The 24,659-nt window shown below is 40.9% G+C and carries 23 protein-coding genes; 17 read left to right on the top strand and 6 right to left on the bottom strand.

Features of this window, described 5'->3' with window-relative positions; genetic code table 11:
* Positions 1-127 precede the first annotated feature (127 nt).
* The 13 genes from P3L40_RS19465 to P3L40_RS19405 all read left to right on the top strand — a co-directional run bounded on the left by P3L40_RS19465 (position 128) and on the right by P3L40_RS19405 (position 10,390).
* Complete coding sequence (locus tag P3L40_RS19465; protein ID WP_004259612.1) at positions 128-442, top strand: helix-turn-helix domain-containing protein; 315 nt, start codon at positions 128-130, stop codon at positions 440-442.
* A gap of 10 nt (positions 443-452) precedes the next feature.
* Positions 453-683: a helix-turn-helix domain-containing protein gene (locus P3L40_RS19460; protein ID WP_110591112.1), complete on the top strand. Its 231-nt coding sequence runs from the start codon at positions 453-455 to the stop codon at positions 681-683.
* 168 nt (positions 684-851) lie between these two features.
* Complete coding sequence (locus P3L40_RS19455; protein WP_004259621.1) at positions 852-1,388, top strand: fimbrial protein; 537 nt, start codon at positions 852-854, stop codon at positions 1,386-1,388.
* Positions 1,389-1,455: 67 nt separating this feature from the next.
* On the top strand, positions 1,456-1,992 hold the full coding sequence (locus tag P3L40_RS19450; protein WP_004259625.1) for a fimbrial protein: 537 nt from the start codon (positions 1,456-1,458) through the stop codon (positions 1,990-1,992).
* Positions 1,993-2,084: 92 nt separating this feature from the next.
* Positions 2,085-4,754 carry an outer membrane usher protein gene (locus P3L40_RS19445; protein ID WP_136135306.1) on the top strand — a complete coding sequence of 890 codons (2,670 nt, stop codon included), beginning with the start codon at positions 2,085-2,087 and terminating at the stop codon, positions 4,752-4,754.
* 72 nt (positions 4,755-4,826) lie between these two features.
* The gene (locus tag P3L40_RS19440) at positions 4,827-5,600 is read left to right on the top strand and encodes a fimbria/pilus periplasmic chaperone (protein WP_410482071.1); all 774 of its coding nucleotides are present in this window, start codon (positions 4,827-4,829) and stop codon (positions 5,598-5,600) included.
* A 39-nt stretch (positions 5,601-5,639) separates the two neighbouring features.
* Positions 5,640-6,248, top strand: coding sequence for a fimbrial protein (locus tag P3L40_RS19435; protein WP_004907596.1), 609 nt, complete (start codon positions 5,640-5,642; stop codon positions 6,246-6,248).
* 10 nt (positions 6,249-6,258) lie between these two features.
* Complete coding sequence (locus P3L40_RS19430) at positions 6,259-6,795, top strand: fimbrial protein (RefSeq protein WP_228677414.1); 537 nt, start codon at positions 6,259-6,261, stop codon at positions 6,793-6,795.
* A gap of 10 nt (positions 6,796-6,805) precedes the next feature.
* The gene (locus tag P3L40_RS19425; protein ID WP_228677415.1) at positions 6,806-7,303 is read left to right on the top strand and encodes a fimbrial protein; all 498 of its coding nucleotides are present in this window, start codon (positions 6,806-6,808) and stop codon (positions 7,301-7,303) included.
* Positions 7,304-7,305: 2 nt separating this feature from the next.
* A complete protein-coding gene (locus P3L40_RS19420; protein ID WP_004259643.1) occupies positions 7,306-7,818 on the top strand; it encodes a fimbrial protein in 513 nt (170 codons plus the stop codon).
* 18 nt (positions 7,819-7,836) lie between these two features.
* On the top strand, positions 7,837-8,367 hold the full coding sequence (locus tag P3L40_RS19415) for a fimbrial protein (protein WP_004259646.1): 531 nt from the start codon (positions 7,837-7,839) through the stop codon (positions 8,365-8,367).
* Between the two features lie 6 nt (positions 8,368-8,373).
* Complete coding sequence (locus P3L40_RS19410; RefSeq protein WP_136135308.1) at positions 8,374-9,240, top strand: hypothetical protein; 867 nt, start codon at positions 8,374-8,376, stop codon at positions 9,238-9,240.
* Between the two features lie 616 nt (positions 9,241-9,856).
* Entirely contained in the window at positions 9,857-10,390 is a 534-nt protein-coding gene (locus P3L40_RS19405) for a MarR family winged helix-turn-helix transcriptional regulator (protein WP_004259653.1), read from the top strand.
* 74 nt (positions 10,391-10,464) lie between these two features.
* On the opposite strand, the gene P3L40_RS19400 is transcribed toward P3L40_RS19405, so the two are convergent.
* A complete protein-coding gene (locus P3L40_RS19400; RefSeq protein ID WP_210853039.1) occupies positions 10,465-11,406 on the bottom strand; it encodes a DMT family transporter in 942 nt (313 codons plus the stop codon).
* Between the two features lie 220 nt (positions 11,407-11,626).
* Here P3L40_RS19400 and dcuC point away from each other — a divergent pair, with 220 nt between their 5' ends.
* The 3 genes from dcuC to P3L40_RS19385 all read left to right on the top strand — a co-directional run bounded on the left by dcuC (position 11,627) and on the right by P3L40_RS19385 (position 15,414).
* Positions 11,627-12,991, top strand: coding sequence for a C4-dicarboxylate transporter DcuC (dcuC, locus tag P3L40_RS19395; protein ID WP_004259659.1), 1,365 nt, complete (start codon positions 11,627-11,629; stop codon positions 12,989-12,991).
* A gap of 26 nt (positions 12,992-13,017) precedes the next feature.
* The gene (locus P3L40_RS19390) at positions 13,018-14,292 is read left to right on the top strand and encodes an amidohydrolase (protein WP_004259661.1); all 1,275 of its coding nucleotides are present in this window, start codon (positions 13,018-13,020) and stop codon (positions 14,290-14,292) included.
* A gap of 72 nt (positions 14,293-14,364) precedes the next feature.
* Positions 14,365-15,414 carry an asparaginase gene (locus P3L40_RS19385; protein WP_210853038.1) on the top strand — a complete coding sequence of 350 codons (1,050 nt, stop codon included), beginning with the start codon at positions 14,365-14,367 and terminating at the stop codon, positions 15,412-15,414.
* A 205-nt stretch (positions 15,415-15,619) separates the two neighbouring features.
* On the opposite strand, the gene P3L40_RS19380 is transcribed toward P3L40_RS19385, so the two are convergent.
* The 5 genes from P3L40_RS19380 to dpaL form a co-directional block, all read right to left on the bottom strand.
* Positions 15,620-16,966, bottom strand: coding sequence for a cytosine permease (locus P3L40_RS19380; RefSeq protein WP_004259669.1), 1,347 nt, complete (start codon positions 16,964-16,966; stop codon positions 15,620-15,622).
* Positions 16,967-16,993: 27 nt separating this feature from the next.
* Positions 16,994-18,400 carry a dihydropyrimidinase gene (hydA, locus tag P3L40_RS19375; RefSeq protein ID WP_210853037.1) on the bottom strand — a complete coding sequence of 469 codons (1,407 nt, stop codon included), beginning with the start codon at positions 18,398-18,400 and terminating at the stop codon, positions 16,994-16,996.
* Between the two features lie 70 nt (positions 18,401-18,470).
* A complete protein-coding gene (locus P3L40_RS19370; RefSeq protein WP_164565590.1) occupies positions 18,471-20,069 on the bottom strand; it encodes an N-acyl-D-amino-acid deacylase family protein in 1,599 nt (532 codons plus the stop codon).
* Positions 20,070-20,121: 52 nt separating this feature from the next.
* Positions 20,122-21,312: a YgeY family selenium metabolism-linked hydrolase gene (locus P3L40_RS19365; protein ID WP_004259679.1), complete on the bottom strand. Its 1,191-nt coding sequence runs from the start codon at positions 21,310-21,312 to the stop codon at positions 20,122-20,124.
* Between the two features lie 14 nt (positions 21,313-21,326).
* Positions 21,327-22,544, bottom strand: coding sequence for a diaminopropionate ammonia-lyase (gene dpaL / locus P3L40_RS19360; RefSeq protein WP_196731948.1), 1,218 nt, complete (start codon positions 22,542-22,544; stop codon positions 21,327-21,329).
* Between the two features lie 347 nt (positions 22,545-22,891).
* Here dpaL and P3L40_RS19355 point away from each other — a divergent pair, with 347 nt between their 5' ends.
* A complete protein-coding gene (locus P3L40_RS19355; RefSeq protein WP_004259685.1) occupies positions 22,892-24,646 on the top strand; it encodes a sigma-54-dependent Fis family transcriptional regulator in 1,755 nt (584 codons plus the stop codon).
* Positions 24,647-24,659 lie beyond the last annotated feature (13 nt).

The following is a 24,659-nucleotide window of genomic DNA, read 5'->3' as shown; positions in this document are numbered from 1 at the left end:
AAATACAAAATTAAAATTATTCATTCATTAATGAAATATTTAACTAACAATATACAACTATTGTCAATTTGGTGCATTTTGACAACAGCTAAATTAGTAAATCATTCAGTTTCGTGAGGAAGATTTTATGCAATCTAACTTATCTCCTAAAGAAATTGTCGGGGGTAATATATATAAAGCCCGCCGAGCAAAAGGATTAAGTGGCTCTGAGTTAGCTGATTTACTTTTATGCTCTCAGCAACATGTTTCACGTATTGAGCGCGGAGTTATTCGACTACACCTAGAGCAGATTAAGCAAATTGCGAACTCGCTTGATATTGATATTAATTGTTTATTAGATGGTGTTGGATTTCAAAATAACTCAGTAAATTATATCCATAATATGGAATGTTATTTTAAAGCTGAAGGATGGTTTTCTGGATCTAGTCAATTTATGAAATAGGTTTAACCTTATGTCAGAAAATATAATAAAACCAACATTTAATATTATTGTAGGAAAAAAAATAAAAAAACACAGAAAAGAAATGAAATTAACTGCTGAGGAACTAGGGAGATATATTGGCGTAAGCCAACAGCAAATTTCCCGTTATGAATCAGGAGTTAACCATATTAACATTGATTTTTTATCTCAATTATCTGAGTTATTTAAAGTACCAATTCAAGTTTTTTTAATAGAAGACTAAATATATTTTTTAATTATTAACAATTCAATTTCATTTTTAGTATTTGATTTTTAAATCAAATACTAGTGCTTTGCTTTTTTCCAGTTCATTGCAAATAGAGTGTCTGCAATGAGCAATGAAAACTGACACTCATTCTTTACTTAACAATAAACATAGGACTTTATATTCATGAAAATGAAATCTATTGCAATGGCAACTTTTATGGCTCTGGGATTAGCTTCTGCAGCAAACGCAGCAGATCAAGGCCACGGTAAAGTAACGTTCAAAGGCGCTATTATCGATGCTCCATGCTCAATCTCTCCTAGCTCAATCGACCAAACAGTTGAATTAGGTCAAATTTCTAACATGGCATTAGTTGATGGCGGTAAATCAACTCCACGTCCATTCGAAATCACTTTAGAGAACTGTGATATCACTAAACTGACTAAAGGTGTTCAATTAACCTTTAGTGGTGCTGCTGCATCTTTCGACAATACCAATAAAACACTGGGTATTGTTGGTACTGGCGCAGGCGCTGGTGTTCAGATCACTAATGGTAGCGGCAATGTGGTGACTTTAGGAACAGCAGCACCATTCCAACAAATTCAAAATGGTAACAACACACTGAATTTCGCTGCTTACTTAAAAGGTAATGGTGGCGATATCGACACTATCACTGCCGGTGACTTTAGCTCAGTAGCGGATTTCACTCTGTCTTACGAGTAATTCATCTTGAGCCAACAAATTAATTTGTTGGCTCATTCCGACTGAATTGGGTGTAAGAGAGGGAGCAATGAATAATTCGATAACCAGTGGAGTGTTTTCATTGATCTTAAGTATAGGCACGTTGACTGCGGTATCAACTGCATATGCTCAAGGCTCAGTGAGTATGAATGGAAGCATTATTGAAACAGCATGTGCAATTGATGTCGGCAGCCGTGATCAAACTATTGATATGGGAAGTATTGCGCTGACTCAAATTCGCCGTGATGGGCAAGGACCTGCTCGCCCTTTTGTTATCCGATTAGTGAATTGTGTTCTTGAACGCCAAAATCCTGACAAACCGAATTGGCAATACTTTCGCGTAACATTCGATGGCTCCCATGACAGGGGGTTATTTGGTGTGAACGGACAAGCTCAAGGTGTTGGATTACAAATTCAACGTGAGGGAGATGGTGAAATTGCCATACCTGGCCAAGGAATGTCAGTGAGCTCCCTAACAGCTGGAACAAAAGATCTCACCTATCGGCTACGGTTGGTGGCGAATAACCGCCCATTGGCATCAGGCCAATACTACAGTCAATTACGTTTCAAACTGGATTATGAATAGTCGGTTCCTCTTATAAATGAAACTCCCCTTTGTAGGATGAGCTTCGTGAGCGAAATGACATTACGGATAAAAGAACGCAAAAGAAGGTCGAGATGATGACCCTGAATTTCATTCACACGCCTGTGTTACAGATAACTCGGCCTTGCAGATTAGGGCTTTTAGTCGCGTTGGCTATTAGCTTTGGTGGTCACGCATCCGATATTAAATTTAATATGGATATGCTAGACGTCAATGATCGTAACAACATTGATCTAAGCCAATTTGCGCGTCCAGGCTATCTCATGCCTGGTGAATACAGTTTTACGGTTTTCTTAAACAAGCAAAGCATGCCGGAAGAAACTGTCTTTTACTATGCACCTGAAGGTGAGTCGAATGAAAGCCTCCCTTGCCTGAGCCCTGCTTTAGTTGAAAAATTCGGTATCAAACCTGAATTGATGTCGACGTTAAAGTGGTGGCACGAAGGACAATGTTTATCGCTTGAAAGTTTACCCGGAACTGAAGTTAAAGCCGACCTTGCAACTTCGGCTATGTATATTAGTTTGCCGCAAGCCTACCTCGAATATACCGCTGAGAATTGGGATCCTCCTGCACGCTGGGAAGAAGGGTTACCCGGCGCATTGTTTGATTACAACTTAAATGCACAAGTGGGCCAACAAACCCGCTCAGGACAACAAACCAACTACAGTACCAGCGGTAATGGGGTTGCTGGCGTTAACTTGGGTGCTTGGCGAGTTCGTGCTGACTGGCAAATGCGTATTGATAAGCAGCAAGGTCAAAGCACGACCACATCACTAGATTGGACTCGTTATTATGTCTACCGAGCAATCAAATCCTTAGGCGCAAAACTCACCTTAGGTGAAGATTATTTAACCTCTGATATTTTTGATAGTTTCAGATTTACAGGGCTTAGCCTGATTACCGATACCAATATGCTACCACCTAATCTACGTGGATACGCACCAGAAATTACTGGGGTAGCAAAAAGTAATGCAACCGTCATCGTGAGCCAACAAGGACGCATTATTTATCAAACTCAAGTCGCTGCGGGCCCATTCCGTATCCAAGACCTAAATGATGCATTGGCTGGGCAAATCGATGTTGAAGTTAAAGAACAAGACGGCTCAACACAGACTTTCACTGTAAATACTGCAAGTGTTCCGTATTTAACACGCCCGGGGCAACTGCGTTACAAATTAGCCGCAGGGCGCCCAACAAATTGGCGCCATCATGTTAGTGGCGATACCTTTGCAAGTGGCGAATTCTCTTGGGGGGTTAACAACGGCTGGTCACTGTATGGTGGTGGAATTGGTGCAGAAAACTATGCATCCGCGGCTATAGGGATTGGTCGTGACTTAATGGTATTCGGCGCATTGTCATTCGATATTACTCATGCTCGGGCACATTTAACCAACTTAGGTGATATTGGCAATAAAACGTATCGCGGGAGCTCGTATCGTTTAAGTTACTCTAAACGTTTTGATACCTATAACAGCCAAGTGACATTTGCAGGATATCGATTCTCTGAGCAAGGTTTTATGAGTATGTCTGAGTATTTGGATGCGCAGGAAACAGGTGCACGCCAATACAACAGCAAAGAAATGTATACCATCTCTTATAACCAACAATTTTCAGAGTTAGGGCTAAGTGCATTCATCAATTATTACCATCAAACCTATTGGGATCAACCGGATAACGACCGCTATAGTATTTCGTTAGCTCGCTATTTTGATATTGGTAAATGGAAGAATCTTAGCCTCAACTTGACGGCATATCGAAATCGTTATCGTGAAAACAATGATGATGGCGTATACGCATCACTCACAGTGCCTTGGGGTGAAAAAAGTTCCATTAGTTATAACAGTAGCTGGGATAAAAATGATAACTCACAGCGCGTGAGTTACTACAGCACCATCGATGAAAGAAATAACTATCAGTTAAGTACCGGATGGGCACGTTCAGGTGCACTTGTGAGCGGCTATTACACTCATCAGGGAGACTTAGCACAGCTCAACGCGAATGCAACTTACCAACAAGACCGTTATCGATCTGCGGGGTTCTCTTTACAAGGTGGTTTCACCGCAACGGAGAAAGGTGCCGTACTGCATCGTGGTAGCCAAATTGGTGGTACTCGCATATTTGTTGATACCGATGGAGTACCTAATATCCCATTACGTGGTTACGGCTCGATTGTGCGCACTAACCGCTTTGGACAAGCCGTTATTAGTGACGTGAATAGCTATTACCGTAACCAAATTAGCGTTGATTTGAATGCATTACCAGATGAAGCGCAAGTGTCTCAATCTATAAAGCAAGGCACTTTAACGGAAGGGGCAATTGGCTACCGTCAATTTGATGTTGTCGCAGGAAACAGTGCGATGGCGTTGTTAAGGCTGTCGGACAATAGCACACCACCTTTCGGGGCAATTGTCTTAAATGGTCGTGGTCAGCAAGTCGGTATGGTGGGTGATGATGGAAATACCTATCTCACTGGTTTAAATGCAAAAGATACCTTGCAAGTTCGTTGGGATGACCAAGTGCAGTGTGAAATCACACTCCCTAATACCTTGCCAGAAGATGAATATTTACAGGCAAGCTGGTTACTACCGTGCCACAAACCGGGAGCAAAAGCCGCATCGCCAGCGACCATAAAGACACAATCAGCGAGTCGTGCATTAGAAGCAATGCCGAAAGCAGCAGAACTTGTTGTGCCTGTAGTTGAAAGAACGGTGCCAAAGGAACCAAGTCGCTGGTTACAAAAATAATAAAAATGGTGGTACGCAAAGAGCGATGAGTGCTCCTTAACCATAGAAGATAACAATATGATGAATAACATGATGAAAAACAAATTGATGAACAAAAAAAATGCCCATAGAGCAGTATTCGCATTGGCTGGCGTTGTGTTGACTTCAACAACGCTATCTTCTGCTCAAGCGGCAGTTGCATTAGATAGAACTCGAGCGATTATTACGGGAGACGAAAAATCGATCAGTTTAAACATCAGCAACGAAAACAAACAATTACCTTATCTCGCTCAAGGTTGGGTGGAAAATGAGAAAGGTGAAAAAATAAGCGACCCATTTACGGTATTGCCACCGGTGCAACGTGTTGAGCCGGGGGCAAAAAGCCAAATCAAAATCCAAGCTCTGCCAAGTGCCGCTTCTCTGCCGCAAGACAGAGAATCCGTGTATTACTTTAATTTGCGTGAGATCCCACCGAAAAGTGATAAACCCAATACGCTGCAACTGGCATTACAGACACGTATTAAATTGTTTTATCGACCAAAATCAATCATTCCAACACGTGAACAAATGGATAACCCATGGCAGGAAAAAGTGACTCTTACGCGTCAGGGTAACCAGTATACGATTAATAACCCAACTGCCTATTACGTTTCTTTTGTCGATGCAGTCCCCAACAAAAATGGACAGACAGTCGCAGGGTTTGAGCCCGTAATGGTTGCCCCCAAAAGCAGCAAAGCACTGAACGTCAGTGCAGACGCATTAGGCAATAAACCTGTGCTGACCTATATCAATGATTACGGTGGTCGTCCAACACTGTCGTTTACATGTCAGGGAAATAGCTGCCATGTGGTACCTGAAAAAAAATAGACTGATTTGAAATGCGCGATGAGATAGCAGGAGAATATCATGGCAAACACAAGCAGGATGCTCCGTTATGTGGGCTTAGGAAGTTTAGCGCTGAATTTATTCAGTAACATGGCGATGGGAACAGCTCTAAATAAAGTTGATAGCTGGGATGTAGATGGTTCACATGGCACGCTATATGTCCATGGGGCCTTGACGGAAAGTGCTTGTCGTTTAGCAATGTCATCAGCATATCAAACTATTAATTTAGGTACTGTGGGAACCGGACAGCTTCAGCATGTCGGGCAAACAGGTAACCCTGTTGCGATTGAACTGCGTTTAGAAGATTGTCTAAGTGGTGAAAGCCGCAGCCGTACTGCACAGGGGAATCTTTTGTGGAGCCAACAAATGCCTTCAATGAAGATCCGCTTTTTGGCTCCTATAGATACTCAAGACCCGCGCTTGGCAGCTGTTATCGGTGTTCAGGGGATTGGCCTGCAATTAAGTGATGCAGCGCGTTCACCAATTAACTTAGGTGAGTACAGTACACCACAGTTGGTTTCACCTGGACAAAACCAATTAACTTACTATGTAACGCCGGTACGTACCTCCGCTCAACTAAATGCTGGAGCTTATCAGGCGTTAATTAGATTCCAGGTAAGTTATGAATAGGGGCATGGAGATGAGAGGAGCTTATTTTCTTACGATATGCTTTAAAGCACTTGTCCTAGTTGGGGTAATTCTCTTTGGTGCTCTGATTTCACTCAGCTTTTCTTACAAAGCTATCGCTGCGAATCTCAGCACTAATATCCAAATTCGTGTGACGGTATACGGTGAGCCGGAATGTACCCTTGGCGGTGCAACAACGACTTCTGTAGATTTTGGCGATATACATCAGGCAAAGATTGACGGTGCTTATGGGCGCTCACCTATCAATTACAACTTGATATGTAATGGCTTATATAAGAATACATTAAAGATGACGCTGAGATGGACTGATAGGCAAATTAATGGTGAGTCATCCGTGACGACCAATCTCCCGAATTTAGGTATTGCCATTTACCGTGATGGAACCCGACTCAGCAATGGCGCAACACTCAATTTTAATTATGGGAATTCGCCTGCTTTGTATGCCGTCCCCGTTAAACCTACAGGGGTAAACTTAACATCAGGTGGGGATTTTACGGGCAATCTCACGATGGTATTGGATTACCAATAGGATGATATCAATGAAATTATTCCGTTATCTTCTCTCGGTCTGCATGATGCTTAGCCTGTTTAGCCAAAGCCAAGCAGCAACACTTGGTATCCAGCTAAAAGGTCGATTATTGGTGACACCGCCCGAGTGCATTTTGAATAACAACCAACAAGAAACTATACATTTTGGCGATATATTGCTTCCACGTATTGATGGAGTTCAATACAAGCGTGCTGTACCGATGAGACTCAGTTGCACAAATCTAGCGAAAAACGCTATAAAGCTCACGCTTGTCGGCGATGGAACATCATTTAATAGCAATGGCGCATTGAAAACGAGTAACCCAAAACTCGGTCTTTCTTTTTATGTGAACAATGCTAAGCAAGTTATTAACCAGCCTTTCAATGTGTTATATACAGCGCTGCCAGCCTTAGAGGTTGCCCCAGTAAAAAACAGTAATGCCAATTTTACAAATACCGATGGCGGATTTTTTACAGCACTGGCAACACTGAAAATTGAGTATCAGTGAGAATGATTATGTGGAATAACAATCAAATTAAGCATTGGATGGCAGGATTTATAATGGTGATGTCCATATCTTCAGCGCAAGCAAATTGGGCATTTGATGGCACGTTAATTATTCCTCCTGTTTGCCAATTAAGCCATGACGACCCAATAAAAGTATCATTCGGTAAAGTGGGTGTACGAAAAATCAACGGTACCGCCTTCAAGCAATCTATTCCTTTTCAATTAAATTGTGTTGGCGATATGACACAACCGTGGGATATCAGCTTGATATTCGGAGGAACACCTGCAGGAAGTGGATTTGATAATGCGACATTAAGAACAGTGACACCGTTGAATAATGGCAAATTAGGAATTCAAATTCAAAAAAATGGCCAACCTCAACCATTGAATGAAGCCTTTTTGATTAATGCGGCTTCATTACCATCCCTTTCAGCCGTTCCTGTCATGCGTTCAGGAAGCGAACTTGTAGGGGATAATTTTACTGCATCAGGCACGTTAACCATTATTTTTGAATAGGAGGCGGCAGTCATAACTATGAATATTAAACGTAATATGAGCTTTGCCTTTAGCTTATGGTTTTTGGGTGCCACTGCGGCTTTTTCTGCAAATGTGGAGTTTGATGGCACGCTAATTGAAGATGCTTGTGACGTTTATCCGGGCGACGAATCGATTGAATTAGATTTCGGTACGATAGTGGATAAATACCTGTATCTAAATACTCAAACAAATAGCCAACCTTTTACCATTCGCTTAATCAATTGCGATTTAGCATTAGGCCATGAAGTAAAAGTCACATTTATTGGCGCAGAAAATTCAGCTTTACCTGGTTTATTGGCATTAGATGCAGGAAGCCAAGCAACTGGCGTGGCTGTTGGTATTGAAAGTATTTCCGGTGCGGCAATCAAAATTAATAGTGGCAGTTATACCCAAGGGTTATATACCGGAAATAATAATGACCTAAGATTTCAAGCGTATGTGAGAGCTGAGCCAGTTGCATTGCAAAATAAATCAATTGTGCTCGGTTCATGGGCTGCGAGTGCCACGTTCAAATTAGATTATGAGTAAATCATTATGTATGCGAAAAAAGCAAAAATATACGGAATGTTAAATACAAGCCGTTTGAGTATTTTATTATTAATCATCGCATTAGCGTCTCTATTTCCTTCTCGCCCAGCCAATGCGATTGCGTATGTAATGCCTGTGAGTATGACCTCTGGAGCCTGGCCTCGTGTTGAGATGGACATTCTTTCTTGGAGTGAAGCAAGTGGTGTCACTAACCCTTGTTATGGGTCAACAGAATGCTGGGTAGGCCCTGATGTTCTGTATGCATCTGGTGCGCCGTCGTTGAGTGGCTCTTGCTTAGATTATGGTAACTGCATTCGAATTAACCAGTATCGAACAGCGGAAGAAGTCGCTGCGGCGTTTCGTAATGCAAAAGGAATTCCTTATCGTGCATCGTTTGTCATTGATAGCCCAAATGCAACTTGTATTGGGTTATTTTATGTCAACCATAAACCAACCCCGGGAGTTAGGAATGCAATCCAATGGCCAGGTAGCGTTTGTGGTAAAATTCCACCTACAAATCAAACATGTAGTATTTCTTTGCCTTCTTTTGTTAATCACGGGGCGCTCAGTAACACGAGTTTAAATGGTAAAACAAACTCAGTTTCTGGCAATATCACTTGTACACAGGCGACAAATATCAATTTATTTGCTCGTTCAACCACGGGTGAGCGTTATGTATATTTAAATTCGACTTCTAACTTTTATTCAAATCCATTAATTAATAATCAAAATGGCTGGAATGGCGCGAACATGAATATTTCTGGAAACAATGCGGCGAATTCATTTACATTCACTTCTGAATTGCATGCATCAGGAACGGTAACGCCTGGATATTACACAGGAAATGCAGTCGTCATTATTGCATTTAATTAGTTAATCAAAGCCTTCGAACCCAATTCACTAACTTGGTAGTTTAGCAGCGTATTTTTAAATAGAATACGCTGCTTTTATGAATATTAATAAGCTGTAACCTTTTCATTTCAATAATATTTCTAACCCGATAGAAAACTTGAAACCCACTAGCACCGCAAAGTAAATAACCAGTGCATTGCTGGTACTCGATGTGGCACTCTCACTTCACCAAAGGTATATCTGCAAGCTAAACCATTTGGCAAATTTAGCGAAAAAACCAGCAACCACATGATATAATTTGAGTTTAGCATTAAAAGTCCTAACGATATAAACTCGCCTGAACCGGACGGTACCCCCTAATGTAATAAAAAGCCAATCATAGGTATGTATTACCGATTCAAATGTGACAATACATAGCTACCAATGCTAAATTATAAAAAGAACATGCAATCGAAAAATCTTATATTAAGTCAAATGTAAAAATTGAGTTTCTACTGACACTCCGATTAGTTCAATACTCTGAATAGGGGTAAGTGTGTGAAATGCTCCTTTTTCATGATAAACTTATATTGAAAATATAAAGAGTTAGGTTGATTCAGACTTAGTATACAAATAAGCTCAATACTGGATTTTAGTCATGAAAGAAATCAAAAAAATGTCAGATAAAGACTTTGTTGATACACTAATACAAGAGTGGCTGGAAACCGTCCCTACATTAGACTTGAGTGGTTTGCCTATTATCGCCCGCATAGTACGCATGAGCCATTATATTTCTCAATTTATTGATGCCAATCTCGCTCGTTATAATCTAAATGTGGGTGAGTTTGAGGTACTAGCAGCACTTGCTAGGAATCCTGATCGTCAGCTTTCACCAAAAGAACTTCAAAAAAAAATCCTTATTTCCTCCGGTGGGTTATCTAACCGAATTAATCGATTAGAAGAAAAGAAATTTATTGTTAGAATTCCAGATCCTGCGGATAGACGTGGTGTGATTGTAAAAATAACACCAGAGGGACGAAAGCTAACCCTTGAAGCTGTGGAAACTCACGTCGCGATTGAAAAATCATTAGTTCAAGGATTAGATGACGAAAATAAAGATCAACTCGCAATGCTACTGAAAAAACTTATTCAATCACAAAAATCTGAGCTCAACGAAAAAAATGGGGCTTAATAAAAAACCCCAAAGTTGGAATAAACCTCAGGGTGCAGCTCACATTGAGCTGTCTTCATTTTGCCTTAATCACTTTAGTTAGGTTTTTTACTGACCCGTCCCTCAGACTTTAAAACTAACCATAACCCAGCCAAAATCAAACATAGCCCTACTATAGCAAACATATTAACATTTTCATGGGCAACAACGATCGCCAGGAAAAATGCCACAATTGGTTCAATTAAACCCAATGCCACTCCTGTTGGAGCACTAATATGTTTCAAAGCTTGAGTATATAAAAGATAAGCCACTCCAGTTGTTAATAATCCAAGATAAAATATGACTGCAATGCTCACCCAACTGACAGTTGGCGTTCCCGCTAGTATCCAAGCAATTGGAACCGCGATAAATATAGCAATACTGAATGTATGCTTAGTAATGGTTAATGGAGAATCAATGCTAACCAATTTCTTACTCATCAACGTATAAAGTGCATAGCAAAAGCCAGCACTTAAACAAATAAGTAAGCCCCCCGTATTGATTTGCCAACTGCTACTTTGAGAAAGAACCATCCATGTCCCTCCAGCTGTCGCACAAAAAGTTCCAAGCCACCAAAGTAAAGATGGGGATTTCTTGAGAAGAATCGCCTGCATTAAGCCGGCCCAAATAGGTGCGCTACCAATAGTTGTTGCTGTACCAATGGCAATCCCTGTCGCCTTTATACCTGCAAAAAACGTTAAGTTATATAACCCCATACAAATACCTGCGATAGTAATATATCGCCAATATATCCTTGACCTATTCGAAGAATTTTCGCTTTGCTGTCGCTCATTTATTTTTAGTGATTGGCGGCTTGCACCACGATAAAAAAACAACAAATGGAAGAATAAACACGCAACAAGTAATCTAAATGCACCAATCCAGTAAGGTGCTGTTGCACCCTGTACAAAGCTTTGAGCCGTCCCCGCAGTACCCCATAAAAAAGCGGCACTTAGCGCTAGTGTGATACCCACTAAAGATACTTTTCTCATCGTCATTGAACTTTTACCACCATTTCAATAAAAATATATCTTCACACTAAGATACTTCACAAGAAGATACAAGTTGGATTAGATTCAAGGTGAAAGAAAAGTAATTGTTCATGATAAAAATCAATTATAGTACGTTTTTTGATTGATATTAAAAAGCGAATTACTAATATTGATATATCTTCTTGTGAAGATACTTCCAATAAAGAAATAATAATGAGAGGCAGCTATGACTGTTATATTTATCAGTGTAATAGTGTTGATACTGGCGGGTTATGCAATTGCGAAGAACTACGAAGCAAAGATTGTATTGTTCACTGCTGGTATTGCGCTGATGCTCAGCGCAGCAATGTTAGGGATGCCCATTTTAGATATAAAACAAAGTACAGGGAATATTTGGCTTGATCCACTAAAACAAATACAGCTAGGGTTTATAAAACAGTTTGGTGGCGCAGGGATCATAATCATGGTCCTATTTGGTTTTTCTTCTTATATGTCACGCATTGGTGCAAACGATGCAGCCGTTCATTTAGTCGCAAAACCTATTTCAAAAATTCGTTCTCCTTATATCCTAGTCCCAATCGTTTTTTGGTTAGGAAACTTACTATCATTAGTGATCCCCAGCGCAGCTTCATTAGCCGTTATTTTAATGGCGACCTTATATCCAATATTAAGAGCTGCCAAAATGTCATCAATGACAGCGGCAGGGATTATTGCAACTACGGCGACAATTATGCCAACACCACTAGGGGGTGATAATGTTGTTGCGGCTCGATTACTGGGTTTTGAACATGTTGTCGACTACGTCACGTTACACCATGCTGTTGTCTCACTTCCTGTTTTATTATTAATGGGATTTGCACACTATTTTTGGCAAAAGTATATGGATAAGCGCCAAGGTGCATCCGCATTTACTGAAGTTGATGAAAGTAAACTCGAAGGTAATAAAGAACTACCCCCTGCCTACTACGCCTTATTTCCGCTCGTTCCACTTATTCTAATTATCGTTTTAGGACTCTGTTTTCGAGAAATTAAAGTGGGGCTTGTTGAAATCACACTCTTCTCTTTTATTCTTGCATTTGCCACTGAACTTATCCGTAAAGGCAATCCAAAAGAACAAATGGTTCAAGCTGGGCTCTTTTTTAAAGGCATGGGTGAAGGCTTTTCTCAAGTTGTTGTTCTGATTGTTGCCGCAGGTACGCTTGTTGCTGGCCTTAATGCTATTGGCATCATCGATATGATTTCGGGCGTGGTCAAAAACGTGAATAATGCAGGCGTTGGATTAATGTTTATTTTCTCCGGCTTAACAGCATTAATCACCTTTATTAGCGGTAGTGGTAATGCGGTATTTTATTCTTTCATTGAATTAATTCCATCTATAGCTAATCAAGCCCATGTTGATCCAATTATGGTTGCTCTTCCAATGCAATTTACGTCTAACTTAGTTCGAGCAATCTCTCCAGTCTCAGCTGTCGTCATTATTGTCGCATCGGTAATCAAAGTGAGTCCTGTTGAAGTAGTGAAAAGAACCTCTGTACCTTTAGCGGTAGGCACGATAGCAACGTTAATTTATGCATATTTTCTGTATGCGTAGAATGGGTTATTAAAAGGAAAATAAAAATGACTACAATAGATAATGCCTCATTAGTTACGTGGCGACGTCAATTCCACCGTTACCCAGAAACGGGTTGGGGGGAGTTTTATACCACGGCGACCTTAATTAAAATACTTGAAGAAATGGGGCACCACGTATTAACAGGGGAGCAGATCATCAACCCTGATTTTATTCGTGGGCGCAATCCATCCATTGTTGAAAAAGCCAAGCACGCAGCCAAAGAACGTGGAGTCGATGATGCGCTACTCGAAAGGATCGGCGACTACACAGGATGTGCAGCAATCTTTGATACCGGACGGCCGGGGCCCACTATCGCATTTCGTTTTGATATTGATTGTGTCAATGTACAAGAAACCGATACGGCAGAGCACATTCCAAATCAAGAAGGATTTAACTCTACTAATCAAGGCTATATGCATGCTTGTGGCCATGATGGGCACATGGCTATCGGCCTCGGTGTCGCAAAATGGTTGATGGAAAATAAAAATAGTTCACTAAAAGGTGTTATTAAACTCATTTTCCAGCCAGCTGAAGAAGGTGTACGCGGAGCAAAGCCTATCGCCGAAAGTGGCATTCTAGATGATGTTGATTACTTTGCTTGCGGGCATCTTGGCTGTGATATCCCAAGTGGAGTGATTGTAGCTGCACCGGAACGTTACCTTTCAACATTAAAAATGGATCTACGTTTTAAAGGTAAAGCCGCGCACGCAGGTATGGAGCCACATGCCGGAAAAAATGCATTACTCGCCGCTTGTAACGCGACTATCCAGATTTTAAGTCTACCTACCCACGGTGAAGGAATGACCCGCGCTAATGTCGGGGTATTAAATGCAGGAGAAGGCCGTAATGTGATCCCTTCATACGCACAAATGCAAATTGAAGTACGTGGCGAAAATGAAAAAATTAACAATTACATGACCGAAGAAGCCTTAAGACGTGCACGTGGTGTAGCACTCAGCTTTGATGTTGAACTCGAAACTGAGGTCATGGGGGAAGCCGTTGATTTCATTCCTGACGATGAAATGACTGACTATATCACCGAAGTAGCCCAAACCATTCCAGCCGTAAAAAAAGTACAGCGCACCATGAATTTTAATGGCAGTGATGATGCCACACTGTTGATTAAACGCGTACAAGCTCATGGCGGAAAGGCCGCTTATTTTGTGATTGGATCTGATATCAAAGCTGGCCACCATCAAGCCAAATTTGATATCGATGAAGAACAGCTATTCACTGGTTTTTCAATCTTTACAGGGTTACTACAACGTTTATCCGTATAAAAACAGCAAATCAATATAAGCCAATTATGAAACCTTATAGCTGATGATGTTATAAGGTTTTTTTAAGGAAATATGATGAAAAAGACATTATTAAATACACTACTTTCTAGCCTGATCTTATATACCTCTGTTTCACTCGCAGCTGATGCCATTAAACCCAACGTAACTATTTTAGCCACTGGGGGGACCATCGCAGGAAGCTCCAAATCCAACCTTGATACCACCGAATATAAAGCGGGCTCACTGGGTATTAATGTGTTAATCAATGCCGTGCCAGAAATCAACGATGTTGCTATCGTCAAAGGAGAACAGATTTCTAACACCATCAGCGGCAATATTAGCAGCGAGATCCTATTAAATCTCAGTAAACGTGTTAATCATTTACTGAATGAAGGAAAACAACAAGGCGTCGTTATCACCCATGGGACGGATACAATTGAAGAAACAGCGTTCTTCTTAGAGTTAACCACCCAAAATAAACAGCCTATCGTTATTGTCGGAGCCATGAGACCAGCAACCGCTATCAGTGCAGATGGCCCAATGAATCTGCTTGAAAGCGTCGTACTTGCTGCGGATAAGAAAGCTGAAAATCGCGGAGTCATGGTAGTTTTAAACGACCGCATTGGTTCTGCTTTTTATACCACCAAAGCAAACTCAACCACTCCTGATGCATTTAAATCTTATGAACCTGGCTATCTTGGAGTCTTTGTCAGTGGAAAACCCAAATTCTACTATACCCCTGCACAGCCTGTTGACCGTACTTTTTTCGATGTTAGTAAGGTAGATAAACTCCCTAATGTTGAAATTATTTATGCCTACCAAGACCAGACCCCAGCTATGCTTCATGCCGCTATCAATAACGGAGCCAAAGGGATTATTGTTGCGGGCAGTGGTAATGGAAATGTCTCAAGTAACATGGAGGAGGCAATTAAGCAGCTCAGTGACAAAGGTATTCCTGTTGTAATGGCAACCCGAACAGGCTCTGGCTATGTGAGTAGTAAATCATTTGCTATCGGGTCTGGCTTTTTAAACCCACAAAAGTCTCGCATTCTCTTACAACTCGCCCTTGCAACTGGTGCCAATCTTAAACAAATATCGAATTACTTTGATAGCCAACGTTAATTAAATATCTTCATTGTTAAAGGCGTCTAAAATATAGACGCCTTTTTAGCATTCATCATACTTATTTCTAGGATAATAAATAAATTATAAAAACAAGTTTAAATTTATTATATAGATAATCAATATTCAGATAGCGTTAGTGCCCCACTTAGTTAAATGGCTAATATTTGAATAATTAAAATTTGGCTTTATTTTATTACTATTTTTAAATATTGGCTTTCTTTGCTAGTAGATAATAAATAATTGCTGTAATCGGAAATGCAATAAAGAATGCAAAATTATAACCTATCATACCTGATACCAACCCAATCACTAGCGCAGTAATACCCGGTTTTCGCCAGTTAGGAATATCATCGCTGTACAGGTTTTCTAAATTAAGATGACATTTACGAATAAGGTAATAATGTACTAGCATAATCGCCAATATGGGAGCGAGTATTGCAGAGAAAATCATTTGCACATAATCAAGGTAGCTTAATAATAACCATGGCATCATTAAAATACTAATCAACCCAACTAGCCATGTCGCTTTTGCGAAAGTTAATTTAGGGAAGAAATTAAGCATAATTAATGTTGCGGGAAAAATATTCGCACAGGTATTGACGGTCCATTGTGCAAATACAATGATAATACAGCTAATAATTAATATGGTTGCGTTATCAGCGAAAGCAATTTGTAGCATCCCAATAGGGTTATCGCTTTTCGTCAGATAAGCACTAATCAACCCTGCAAGAGTGAGCAATAAGCCTGTACCAACAAACCCAAGCCCAAAACAAAAGATAGTGCGTTTATTACGAGCAAAGAAGCTACTTGATGCACTGTTTTCAGGTAATTTTAGCTTTCTGGTTAAGTCACTGCCATTTAGAGCTTCAGATAACCATCCTCCACTAAAGATAGCAATAACAGTAATAAAGCTGAACCCGGTTCCTTCTAATGGAGAAGCCGTCACAATATCGGGTAAAGAAATTTGGTGTTCTTGTAATAACCAAGCAACCAATGACACCAATCCGCATGCCAGAATGGGGACTGCCAATGTGCCAAACTTACTCATACTGTCTACGTTACGGCTTGCATTGAATAGCTGTAAGGATGCATAAGTGATGAATATCACCCAAAACATGGAAACCCCAGTGACAATTTCGATAATCGCATTAATCGCCTGTGTCCCTAAAAATAAAATCACACCGCACCATGTTAAACAGACGATAGCTCGACATATCGCACCAATTTTCGCCCCTTGTTTTCCTAAGCAGTCGCGAATAAAAATGGTGAAAGGAACACCGTAACGTGTACCGATATCACCAGTTAACGTAATTAACACGGTGACTAATAAAAAACCGAAAAAACAAGCAATTAACACTTCAATAGGGGAATATCCTCCTCTTAAAAGTACTTGAGCGGGGATCACCAACCCCACAACGTTGATCACCATCGATGAACAAAGCACCAGCAAGTCGCGCGTCTTTAACGTTCTGTCTTTTTCCTGTGTAGGTAGCAATTCCTGATTGGCTTTAGCAAGCAATTCCTGTGAAATATTTTGTCCATTATTCATGAGTCTAGCCTCATATTTATTGTCGTTTTAGTTTAATTTCAAAGTACGTTTAATAAATTTCCCTTGGCCTTTACTTCCCATAAAGGTGTTGTTATCCATAATGATTTCGCCACGTAAAAGGGTTGTTTTAACTTTTCCTTTCGCTTTATATCCTTCATGTAGGCTATAGCCAGCACCACTGTGTAAGTTATTGGCTGAAATAACCCATTCCTCATTCGGATCAAAAATGACAATGTCAGCATCAGCTCCAGGTAATAGCGTCCCTTTTTGTGGATAACATCCCATGGTTTTCGCAATGTTAGTGCTACATAGTGCAACCGCTTGGTTCATAGTGATTTTTCCGCTCTCTACACCTTCGGTTACCATCAAATTAAAACGGATTTCGAGGCCAGATAACCCATTCACCACCTTAGTAAAATCGGGGATAATTTTGCCATTGGCATCGCGCTGTAAAGCCTTTTCCTTTTCCTCACGAGTGAAAGTGCAATCATCGGAACCAATCAAGGTGATCGTACCGTTCTTAATGCCATCCCAAAGTTCATCCCGCTCTTTACGAGTGCGCAGTGGAGGCGAACAAATGGCCAGATGCCCATTTTCAATATCATCATAGAGTTCATCGAACAGCGTTAAATAGTGAGGGCCCGTTTCAATATACAGTTTTTGGCCTCGCTCTTGTGCTTGTTGTGCAATGTTTAGACAAGAACCATTTGTGGTATGAACAATCAGAAGAGGAACACCAACTGATTCAGCGAGTTTAGCCACGCGGCCAAAGGCTTCTGTTTCACAAATAACGGGCTTACTATTGGCAAAGTCACGCCAAGTTAGGGTGTTATTTTTGATGCACTCATCCACCGCGGTTTCTGCTATCGCATTACTTTCCGCATGGATCAATGGCATACAGTTATTTTCTTTTGCACGTTTAAAGACCTGCATCAGAGTCATATCATCTGCCATCACACCTTCTTTACGGTAAGTCATAAATAATTTAAATGTTGGGCACCCTTTTGCCGCAAGAAGTGGAATTTCATCTAATAGCTGCTCGTTAGCTTCAACAAATTTGCCATGTACACTAAAATCAATCGCAGACTCAGTCATTTCCTCAATACGGTCATCTAGCGCCTGAAGAACACTTGAGCCTTTCCAAGTATTGGTAAAATCCATATAGGTTGTGACACCCGCAAATGCGGCGCAAATACTTTGCTGATAAAAGGTAAGTTGCGGGGAAATCCCTTGAAATGGAGCCTGTGTGTGCATATGCGCATCAATTAAACCCGGTAGAACTAATCGGCCTTGCGCATCAATTTCTTTTTGGCATTCAGCGGGCTCATCAGGGCCAAGTAAAGCAGCAATTTTGCCTTTTTTAATTGCCAAATCGGCGCGAACCGTACCCTCTTCAAGAACTAAATGCCCATTTCTAATAATTGTGTCAAACATAACTATCTCCAACGATTTTTATGTCACAACACAGCGAAAAAGAGACTGTGTTGCAGCTATTATTGATTGATCAACTCAGCGTTCCTTTCCGTAAAACTTGTCCACTGCAGGCATAACTTTCAATGTGATTAAACAGCGCAATTCGACCATTAACCATCACAAGCTCGATACCTTCAGGGTATTGATTTGGTTCAACAAAAGTACCTTTGTCTATAATGGTATGTGGGTCTAACATTACGATATCGGCTTGGTAACCCTCTTTAAGTAATCCCCTATTGGTTAATCCCAAAACCTCTGCTGGTTTGCCGGTCATTTTGCGAATCGCTGCTTCCCAAGTTAAACAAGCTTCTTCGCGTACATACTTCCCAAGTACTCGAGGAAATGCTCCAAAAACACGGGGATGAGGCTTACCTGCCCCCATTAAGCCATCCGTACAAACATTCTGCTCTGGGCGGCACAAAAATTTAATCACGTGCTCTTCTGTCCCATAAAAATCCACCATTCCAACGGCATTATCTTCCTCATATAACAGGTCAAAAGTGGCGTTATAAGGGTCTTTACCACGTAACTCTCCAAGTTGAACTAAGTTTAAACCTACTGCATCTTGGTTTTTCTGTTGCTTCACACTGGTAATGAAGATTTGATCTAACCCAGCGAAATCAATGAAGTTATCCCACCCAGGGATCCCTTTTTCGATATCGTCAATCATACGTTGGCGTAATTCAGAAGATTTCAGGCGTTCGAGTAGCTTTTCCGTACCACCTGCATGCACCCACGGCGGTAAAATCACCCCTAACATGGTGCTACCAGCAACATAAGGATATTGGTCGAAAGAGATGCGTATTCCTTCTTGCTGTGCTTGTTCAAGCATCGATAGCATTTCATCGATCAGTGACCAGTTTTTCTTACCACAGACCTTCATATGAGAAATATGTAGCCAAACTCCGGATGCATGAGCAATATCAATAAGTTCTTGAGTCGACTGAATGATGTCATCCGCTTCACTGCGCTGATGAACCACAAAAATCCCATTATATTTGGCTGTCACTTTGCAAAGTTCGGTGATCTCAGCGGTATCGCCAAAAGCACAAGGCATATAGATAAGGCCTGTAGATAGCCCATAGGCCCCTGCTTGTAACTCTCGCTCAAGAATCTGGCACATTTTGGCGACATCTTCCTGCGTCGATGCCTTACCATCTAATCCCATGGCTTCCATACGGATATTACCGTGGGGAACAAGATAAGCGAGGTTCGTAGCGCTTCCTCGCGCCTCTAACATGTTGAGATATCCCGCTGTATTTTTGAAGTGCCAGTCAATCTCATCAGAGTCACCATCGAGGCCAGCAATATTTTTACGCCACGCGAAAATATATTGTTCAGGCAAAGGTGCCAATGCAACGCCGTCTTGCCCCAACAACTCAGTCGTGATCCCTTGGCGAATTTTTGCGGAAACTGCGGGGTTTAATAACACCGATAAATCAGAGTGAGTGTGCGTATCAATAAAACCGGGACAAATGATTTTACCGGTTGCATCAATAACCTGGTCCTGAGTGTTGGCGCTAATATCGCCGATTTGAATAATTTTACCTTCATTAACAAGTAAGTCGCTGTGATACTGACTTTCTCCTGTACCGTCAATGATGGTGGCATTTTTAAATAGTGTTTTCATTGTTCTCTTCCTTTATCAATGCCTTAGTAGTCACTAAGGCATCAAAAGATAACTATTTGTTATTATTGTAAATACTAGAAATTATGCTGTAGTAGCCTTTGACTGAGCCTGTTAATTGTCCAATTTCGATATATTCATCAATGGTGTGAGCCAGATTTTCTCTGGAAGGCCCAAAGCCAATCGTAGGAATATTGGCTTCCCCCGCATAGTGGCTACCGTTGGTACAAAATGAATATTGGGTAATGGTTGGGTTAATACCGACTTTTTTGAGTCCCGATAAAACACACTGCACAAATTCATCCGATTCATCTAACACCCAACCGGGAAAGAAACGCTCTCCTTCAATGGTACTACCGGTATAGCAAGATTCCGTACCATAGGCATAAGACACCCGCGCTTTAAATTCGGGGTCCAACTGAATCATTTCTTCCAACACTTTTTGGATAGGTTCAATTACGCTATCTTTGCTTTCACCAACCAATAACCTACGGTCATAAGTCGCTCGGCAATATTCAGGGACAACCGATGCGCCGGGATATGGTGAAGATTTAATATCCGTTAATTCAAGGATCCCTAAACCAAGAACGGGGTGAACAGGCGGAGTTAATGTTCTAATTTTTTCAACCAATGCCGCCATTTTATAAACCGCGTTAATACCCGCTTGCGGGTTTGCGGAGTGGGCTGGCTTACCAAATGTTTCTACCACCACCTCTGCGCGACCACGTTGGCCAATTTTCAGGTTAAGCTCAGAAGCCTCGCCGATAACCACATAATCAGGATGATACTTTTCAGTGACTAGGCGTGCCGCTACACCTTCAAAACATTCCTCATGTACGATGCAGGAAACATAAACTCTCCCAGCAAACTCACGCAGATTGTCTTGACCAAAAAAACCAATGGCTGAAATCATGGCAGCAACTGCACCTTTCATATCGGTCGTACCACGGCCATAAATTTTGCCGTCATTAATTTCTCCGCCAAATGGGTCTTGCGTCCATTGGCTTTCATCGACTGGAACCGTATCGATGTGTCCATCAAAAACCAGCGTTTTTCCAGGGTATTTCCCTACAATTCCACCAATGATATTGCCGTATCTATCAACATGAATATCATCAAATTCATAATCTTCCATCATGGATTTAATAACACGGACAACATTGCCCTCTTCACCGGAGTAACTTTTTTCACGAACTAAAGCCTGACAATTCTTGATGACTTCGTTAAGACGATTTTCTGAAAACATATTTTTCACCCCGATTAAAATTGGCCAAAGCTTGGGAACTCACCATCCCAAACAATATCCCGATAACGTTGAATATCCGTGTCGCCCTCAGTACTGATAAGCAAAATGCGTGAATTTTCATTCAGTTCCAGCCTGTTGCGCACATCAGCATAATTTTGGGACTGCATTAAAATAGAAAGTAACCCTGTAGTGACAGCACCAGATTCACCCGAAACAATCGGAGGGTCAGTCGGTAATGGGTTACCTAATATCCGCATCCCTCGCGTTGCGACAAAGTCAGGGCAAGAAAAGAAAGCATCGGCGTAGTCTCGTAATAATTGCCAACCTGCAATATTGGCTTCACCACATGCCAGCCCAGCCATAACTGTTTGTAGATCGCCTCCAACAGAGGTCGCTTCTTCATTTTCAGCAACCGCTGAACGGTAAAGGCAATCCGCAATTTGAGCTTCAGCAATAATCACTTTCGGTCTATCCTCTCCATAAAGCGCCGTTAACATCCCCTGCACCATGCCAGCAAATGAGCCAACACCAGCTTGAACAAAAACGTGAGTCGGTTTCACTTCATGTAACTGTGACAAAGCTTCAAACATTAACGTGCTGTAGCCTTGCATAATCCACTGCGGGATCTTTTCATAGCCAGCCCAAGCGGTATCTTGCACCACCACCCAGCCATATTTTCTTGCCATTTCGGCTGTCATACGTACCGCATCGTCATAATTCATATCTACAATTTCTGCGGTCGCACCTTCATTCAAGATGGCATCTAAGCGTTCATGGGAAGAACCTTTAGGCATATAAACTACTGATTTTTGTTTAAGTTGACGTGCCATCCACGCCACTCCTCGCCCATGATTGCCATCCGTCGTGGTGGCAAAAGTAATGCCATTTAATTGTTCTCTAACCTCATTGCTGACCATTACGTTATAAGGAAGCTCAGAGATATCTTTCCCCAACTCTTCGGCGATATGGCAGGCCATTGCATAGGCGCCACCTAATGCCTTAAATGCCTTGAGGCCAAAGCGTTGAGACTCATCTTTTAAGTAAATCTGTCCGACATTTAATGACTTGGCGAGTGCAGGTAAATGATAGAGCGGTGTTGGTGCATACTCAGGAATTGAGCGGTGAAATTGCCACGCTTTATGTAATTCAGCTTGCGAAAAAGAGGCAAGGTTCGCCGTAGGTTTCTGCTTAAAACGGCTGTGATTAATGTAGTACTTTAATTGCTCCTGCATGGAAAACCTCATGAACTTATTATTAATAAACAAGACAATTAAGTCTTAATAAAAAATAGGTTTACAGCTTAGGTAGCAATACACATGCCAAGATCGGCATTTACGTATAATTATAATGAGAAAATAATGTAGCCAGTTGATATAAAACAAAATTTAAAATAAACCATATAGAATTGCTTTTACTAAATTCGATATCATTGATTTACCTCATTGATAAATTATCAAATATGATAAATAGTGTGATGGCGATATATAAATAATTTAATATATTGATTTAAAAATAAAATTATAATTATCACCTTAATTAAATTTATTAATATTTATCAATTTTGATAACAAGGGAAAAAATGACATCCATTCTGAGTACTATCCAAAATGAAATTTGCCATTACGCAGAAGCTATTTCTGGCGTGACCGGAACAGATGTCGAAATTATTGATGAATATCTGATCCGTATTGCAGGAACGGGTTATTACAAACACATGCTTAATCAAAACGTTTCACGTAACGGCTATATTTATCGTCATGTTTTACGAGTACAAGAAACCGTATTAATTAAAGATCCTGGGGAAAATAACCTCTGCCATCTATGTGAGAATAGAGAAACCTGTACGGAAGAATTAGACCTTAACGCACCGATTTTTTTAAATGGTAAAGTCATTGGTGTCATTGGCATTATTTGCTCGACCAAACAACAGCGAGCCGTATTACTTCAGCAACTCAATAAATTCATCACATTCATCGAACAAATAGCCGAAATGATATCGAGTAAGGTATTTGAGTGTCTTGAACGCTTGAGAGCCCAAGAATCTTTACATGCATTTCGGCGATTAATTGATGCTATGGATAGAGGCGTAATAGCCATCGATAGCCAACAAAAAATTTGGCATACCAACCGCTCTGCATCCCGCTTTTTTAATAAAGATATTATAGGCCTATCACTGTCCTTTGAACTTACAGGGGATATTTTATATGGCGATGAAGAAGCATGGTTAGAATTAGAAGGCCAGCGCTATCATGTACTCTGCCGTAATGTTACTTTTACTTCACTGGAAAATGATACGTTAACCATGATCATTTTTCAGGACGCCCGTGATTATATTACTCATGTCAATCAATCATCCGTTGAAATCAGCGAAGCCCCTTCACAGTTAATCGGTAATTCATTGACTATGATGAACCTCAAACAAACCATCAAGAAGGTCGCTGTCAGTCATGCAAATGTACTGATCACGGGGGAAAGTGGCTCAGGAAAAGAGGTCGTCGCTTATGCTCTACATACACAAAGTGCTCGACATGCTCAGCCCTTTGTCACCATAAACTGTGCGGCAATACCAGAGCAACTCCTTGAAAGCGAGCTCTTTGGCTATATCAGAGGCGCATTCACCGGAGCAGATCCTAAAGGGCGTATAGGTAAGTTTGAATTAGCCCATGGAGGTAGCCTATTTCTCGATGAAATTGGTGATATGCCTTTGTTATTACAGGCTAAGCTACTGCGTGTTTTACAAGATAAAACCATCACCCGAGTTGGTTCAAATAACCAAATACCTACCGATGTCCGCATTATTGCAGCCACAAACAAAAATTTATTAGAGATGGTCGAACACAAAACGTTTCGAGAAGACCTATATTACCGATTAAATGTTGTGCCGATCCCTGTTCCTGCATTACGGGAGCATCGTGAGGATATTGCTGATTTAGCGAAATATTTTTCTGACCAATTTTCAATGCAATATGATAGAGAAAAGCAAAAGATCCCTGATACAGTAATGAATTATTTATATGGCTATCATTGGCCGGGTAACATACGTGAACTGCGTAATGTCATCGAGTATATTTATGTAATGCAAGGCGATCTGCCTGAAATGAACCATAGCCATTTACCTGAGTATATTACAGAAACAAATTCATCAACAGAATCAATACATTCCATTACAAAAACCGCTGCGCTGCCTGTACACCATTATGAGAAAGAAACCATACAACACGTACTTGAAAAAACGGGTTACTCCATGGGAGGAAAGAAAGAAGCGGCACAAATATTAGGTTTAAGTATTGCGACACTGTATCGCCGATTAAAAAAATACGATATTTCCAGCTGACCTTCATATCTAG

Origin of the sequence: Providencia sp. PROV040 (assembly GCF_032706145.1) — a bacterium.
Lineage (GTDB): Bacteria > Pseudomonadota > Gammaproteobacteria > Enterobacterales > Enterobacteriaceae > Providencia > Providencia hangzhouensis.
Note: the sequence above shows the minus strand (reverse complement) of the source record. Positions and strands in the feature narration are given on the sequence as shown.

Bases quoted from the DNA above. Each gene is read 5' to 3' on its own strand.
- P3L40_RS19405 (WP_004259653.1), top strand. From the start codon at position 9,857: ATGAAAGAAATCAAAAAAATGTCAGATAAAGACTTTGTTGATACACTA.
- P3L40_RS19435 (WP_004907596.1), top strand. From the start codon at position 5,640: ATGGCAAACACAAGCAGGATGCTCCGTTATGTGGGCTTAGGAAGTTTA.
- P3L40_RS19390 (WP_004259661.1), top strand. From the start codon at position 13,018: ATGACTACAATAGATAATGCCTCATTAGTTACGTGGCGACGTCAATTC.
- P3L40_RS19385 (WP_210853038.1), top strand. From the start codon at position 14,365: ATGATGAAAAAGACATTATTAAATACACTACTTTCTAGCCTGATCTTA.
- P3L40_RS19425 (WP_228677415.1), top strand. From the start codon at position 6,806: ATGAAATTATTCCGTTATCTTCTCTCGGTCTGCATGATGCTTAGCCTG.
- P3L40_RS19420 (WP_004259643.1), top strand. From the start codon at position 7,306: ATGATTATGTGGAATAACAATCAAATTAAGCATTGGATGGCAGGATTT.
- P3L40_RS19440 (WP_410482071.1), top strand. From the start codon at position 4,827: ATGAAAAACAAATTGATGAACAAAAAAAATGCCCATAGAGCAGTATTC.
- P3L40_RS19410 (WP_136135308.1), top strand. From the start codon at position 8,374: ATGTATGCGAAAAAAGCAAAAATATACGGAATGTTAAATACAAGCCGT.
- dpaL (WP_196731948.1), bottom strand. From the start codon at position 22,544: ATGCAGGAGCAATTAAAGTACTACATTAATCACAGCCGTTTTAAGCAG.
- P3L40_RS19460 (WP_110591112.1), top strand. From the start codon at position 453: ATGTCAGAAAATATAATAAAACCAACATTTAATATTATTGTAGGAAAA.
- P3L40_RS19380 (WP_004259669.1), bottom strand. From the start codon at position 16,966: ATGAATAATGGACAAAATATTTCACAGGAATTGCTTGCTAAAGCCAAT.
- P3L40_RS19400 (WP_210853039.1), bottom strand. From the start codon at position 11,406: ATGACGATGAGAAAAGTATCTTTAGTGGGTATCACACTAGCGCTAAGT.
- P3L40_RS19455 (WP_004259621.1), top strand. From the start codon at position 852: ATGAAAATGAAATCTATTGCAATGGCAACTTTTATGGCTCTGGGATTA.
- P3L40_RS19430 (WP_228677414.1), top strand. From the start codon at position 6,259: ATGAGAGGAGCTTATTTTCTTACGATATGCTTTAAAGCACTTGTCCTA.
- P3L40_RS19370 (WP_164565590.1), bottom strand. From the start codon at position 20,069: ATGAAAACACTATTTAAAAATGCCACCATCATTGACGGTACAGGAGAA.
- P3L40_RS19415 (WP_004259646.1), top strand. From the start codon at position 7,837: ATGAATATTAAACGTAATATGAGCTTTGCCTTTAGCTTATGGTTTTTG.
- P3L40_RS19450 (WP_004259625.1), top strand. From the start codon at position 1,456: ATGAATAATTCGATAACCAGTGGAGTGTTTTCATTGATCTTAAGTATA.
- dcuC (WP_004259659.1), top strand. From the start codon at position 11,627: ATGACTGTTATATTTATCAGTGTAATAGTGTTGATACTGGCGGGTTAT.
- hydA (WP_210853037.1), bottom strand. From the start codon at position 18,400: ATGTTTGACACAATTATTAGAAATGGGCATTTAGTTCTTGAAGAGGGT.
- P3L40_RS19445 (WP_136135306.1), top strand. From the start codon at position 2,085: ATGATGACCCTGAATTTCATTCACACGCCTGTGTTACAGATAACTCGG.
- P3L40_RS19355 (WP_004259685.1), top strand. From the start codon at position 22,892: ATGACATCCATTCTGAGTACTATCCAAAATGAAATTTGCCATTACGCA.
- P3L40_RS19465 (WP_004259612.1), top strand. From the start codon at position 128: ATGCAATCTAACTTATCTCCTAAAGAAATTGTCGGGGGTAATATATAT.
- P3L40_RS19365 (WP_004259679.1), bottom strand. From the start codon at position 21,312: ATGTTTTCAGAAAATCGTCTTAACGAAGTCATCAAGAATTGTCAGGCT.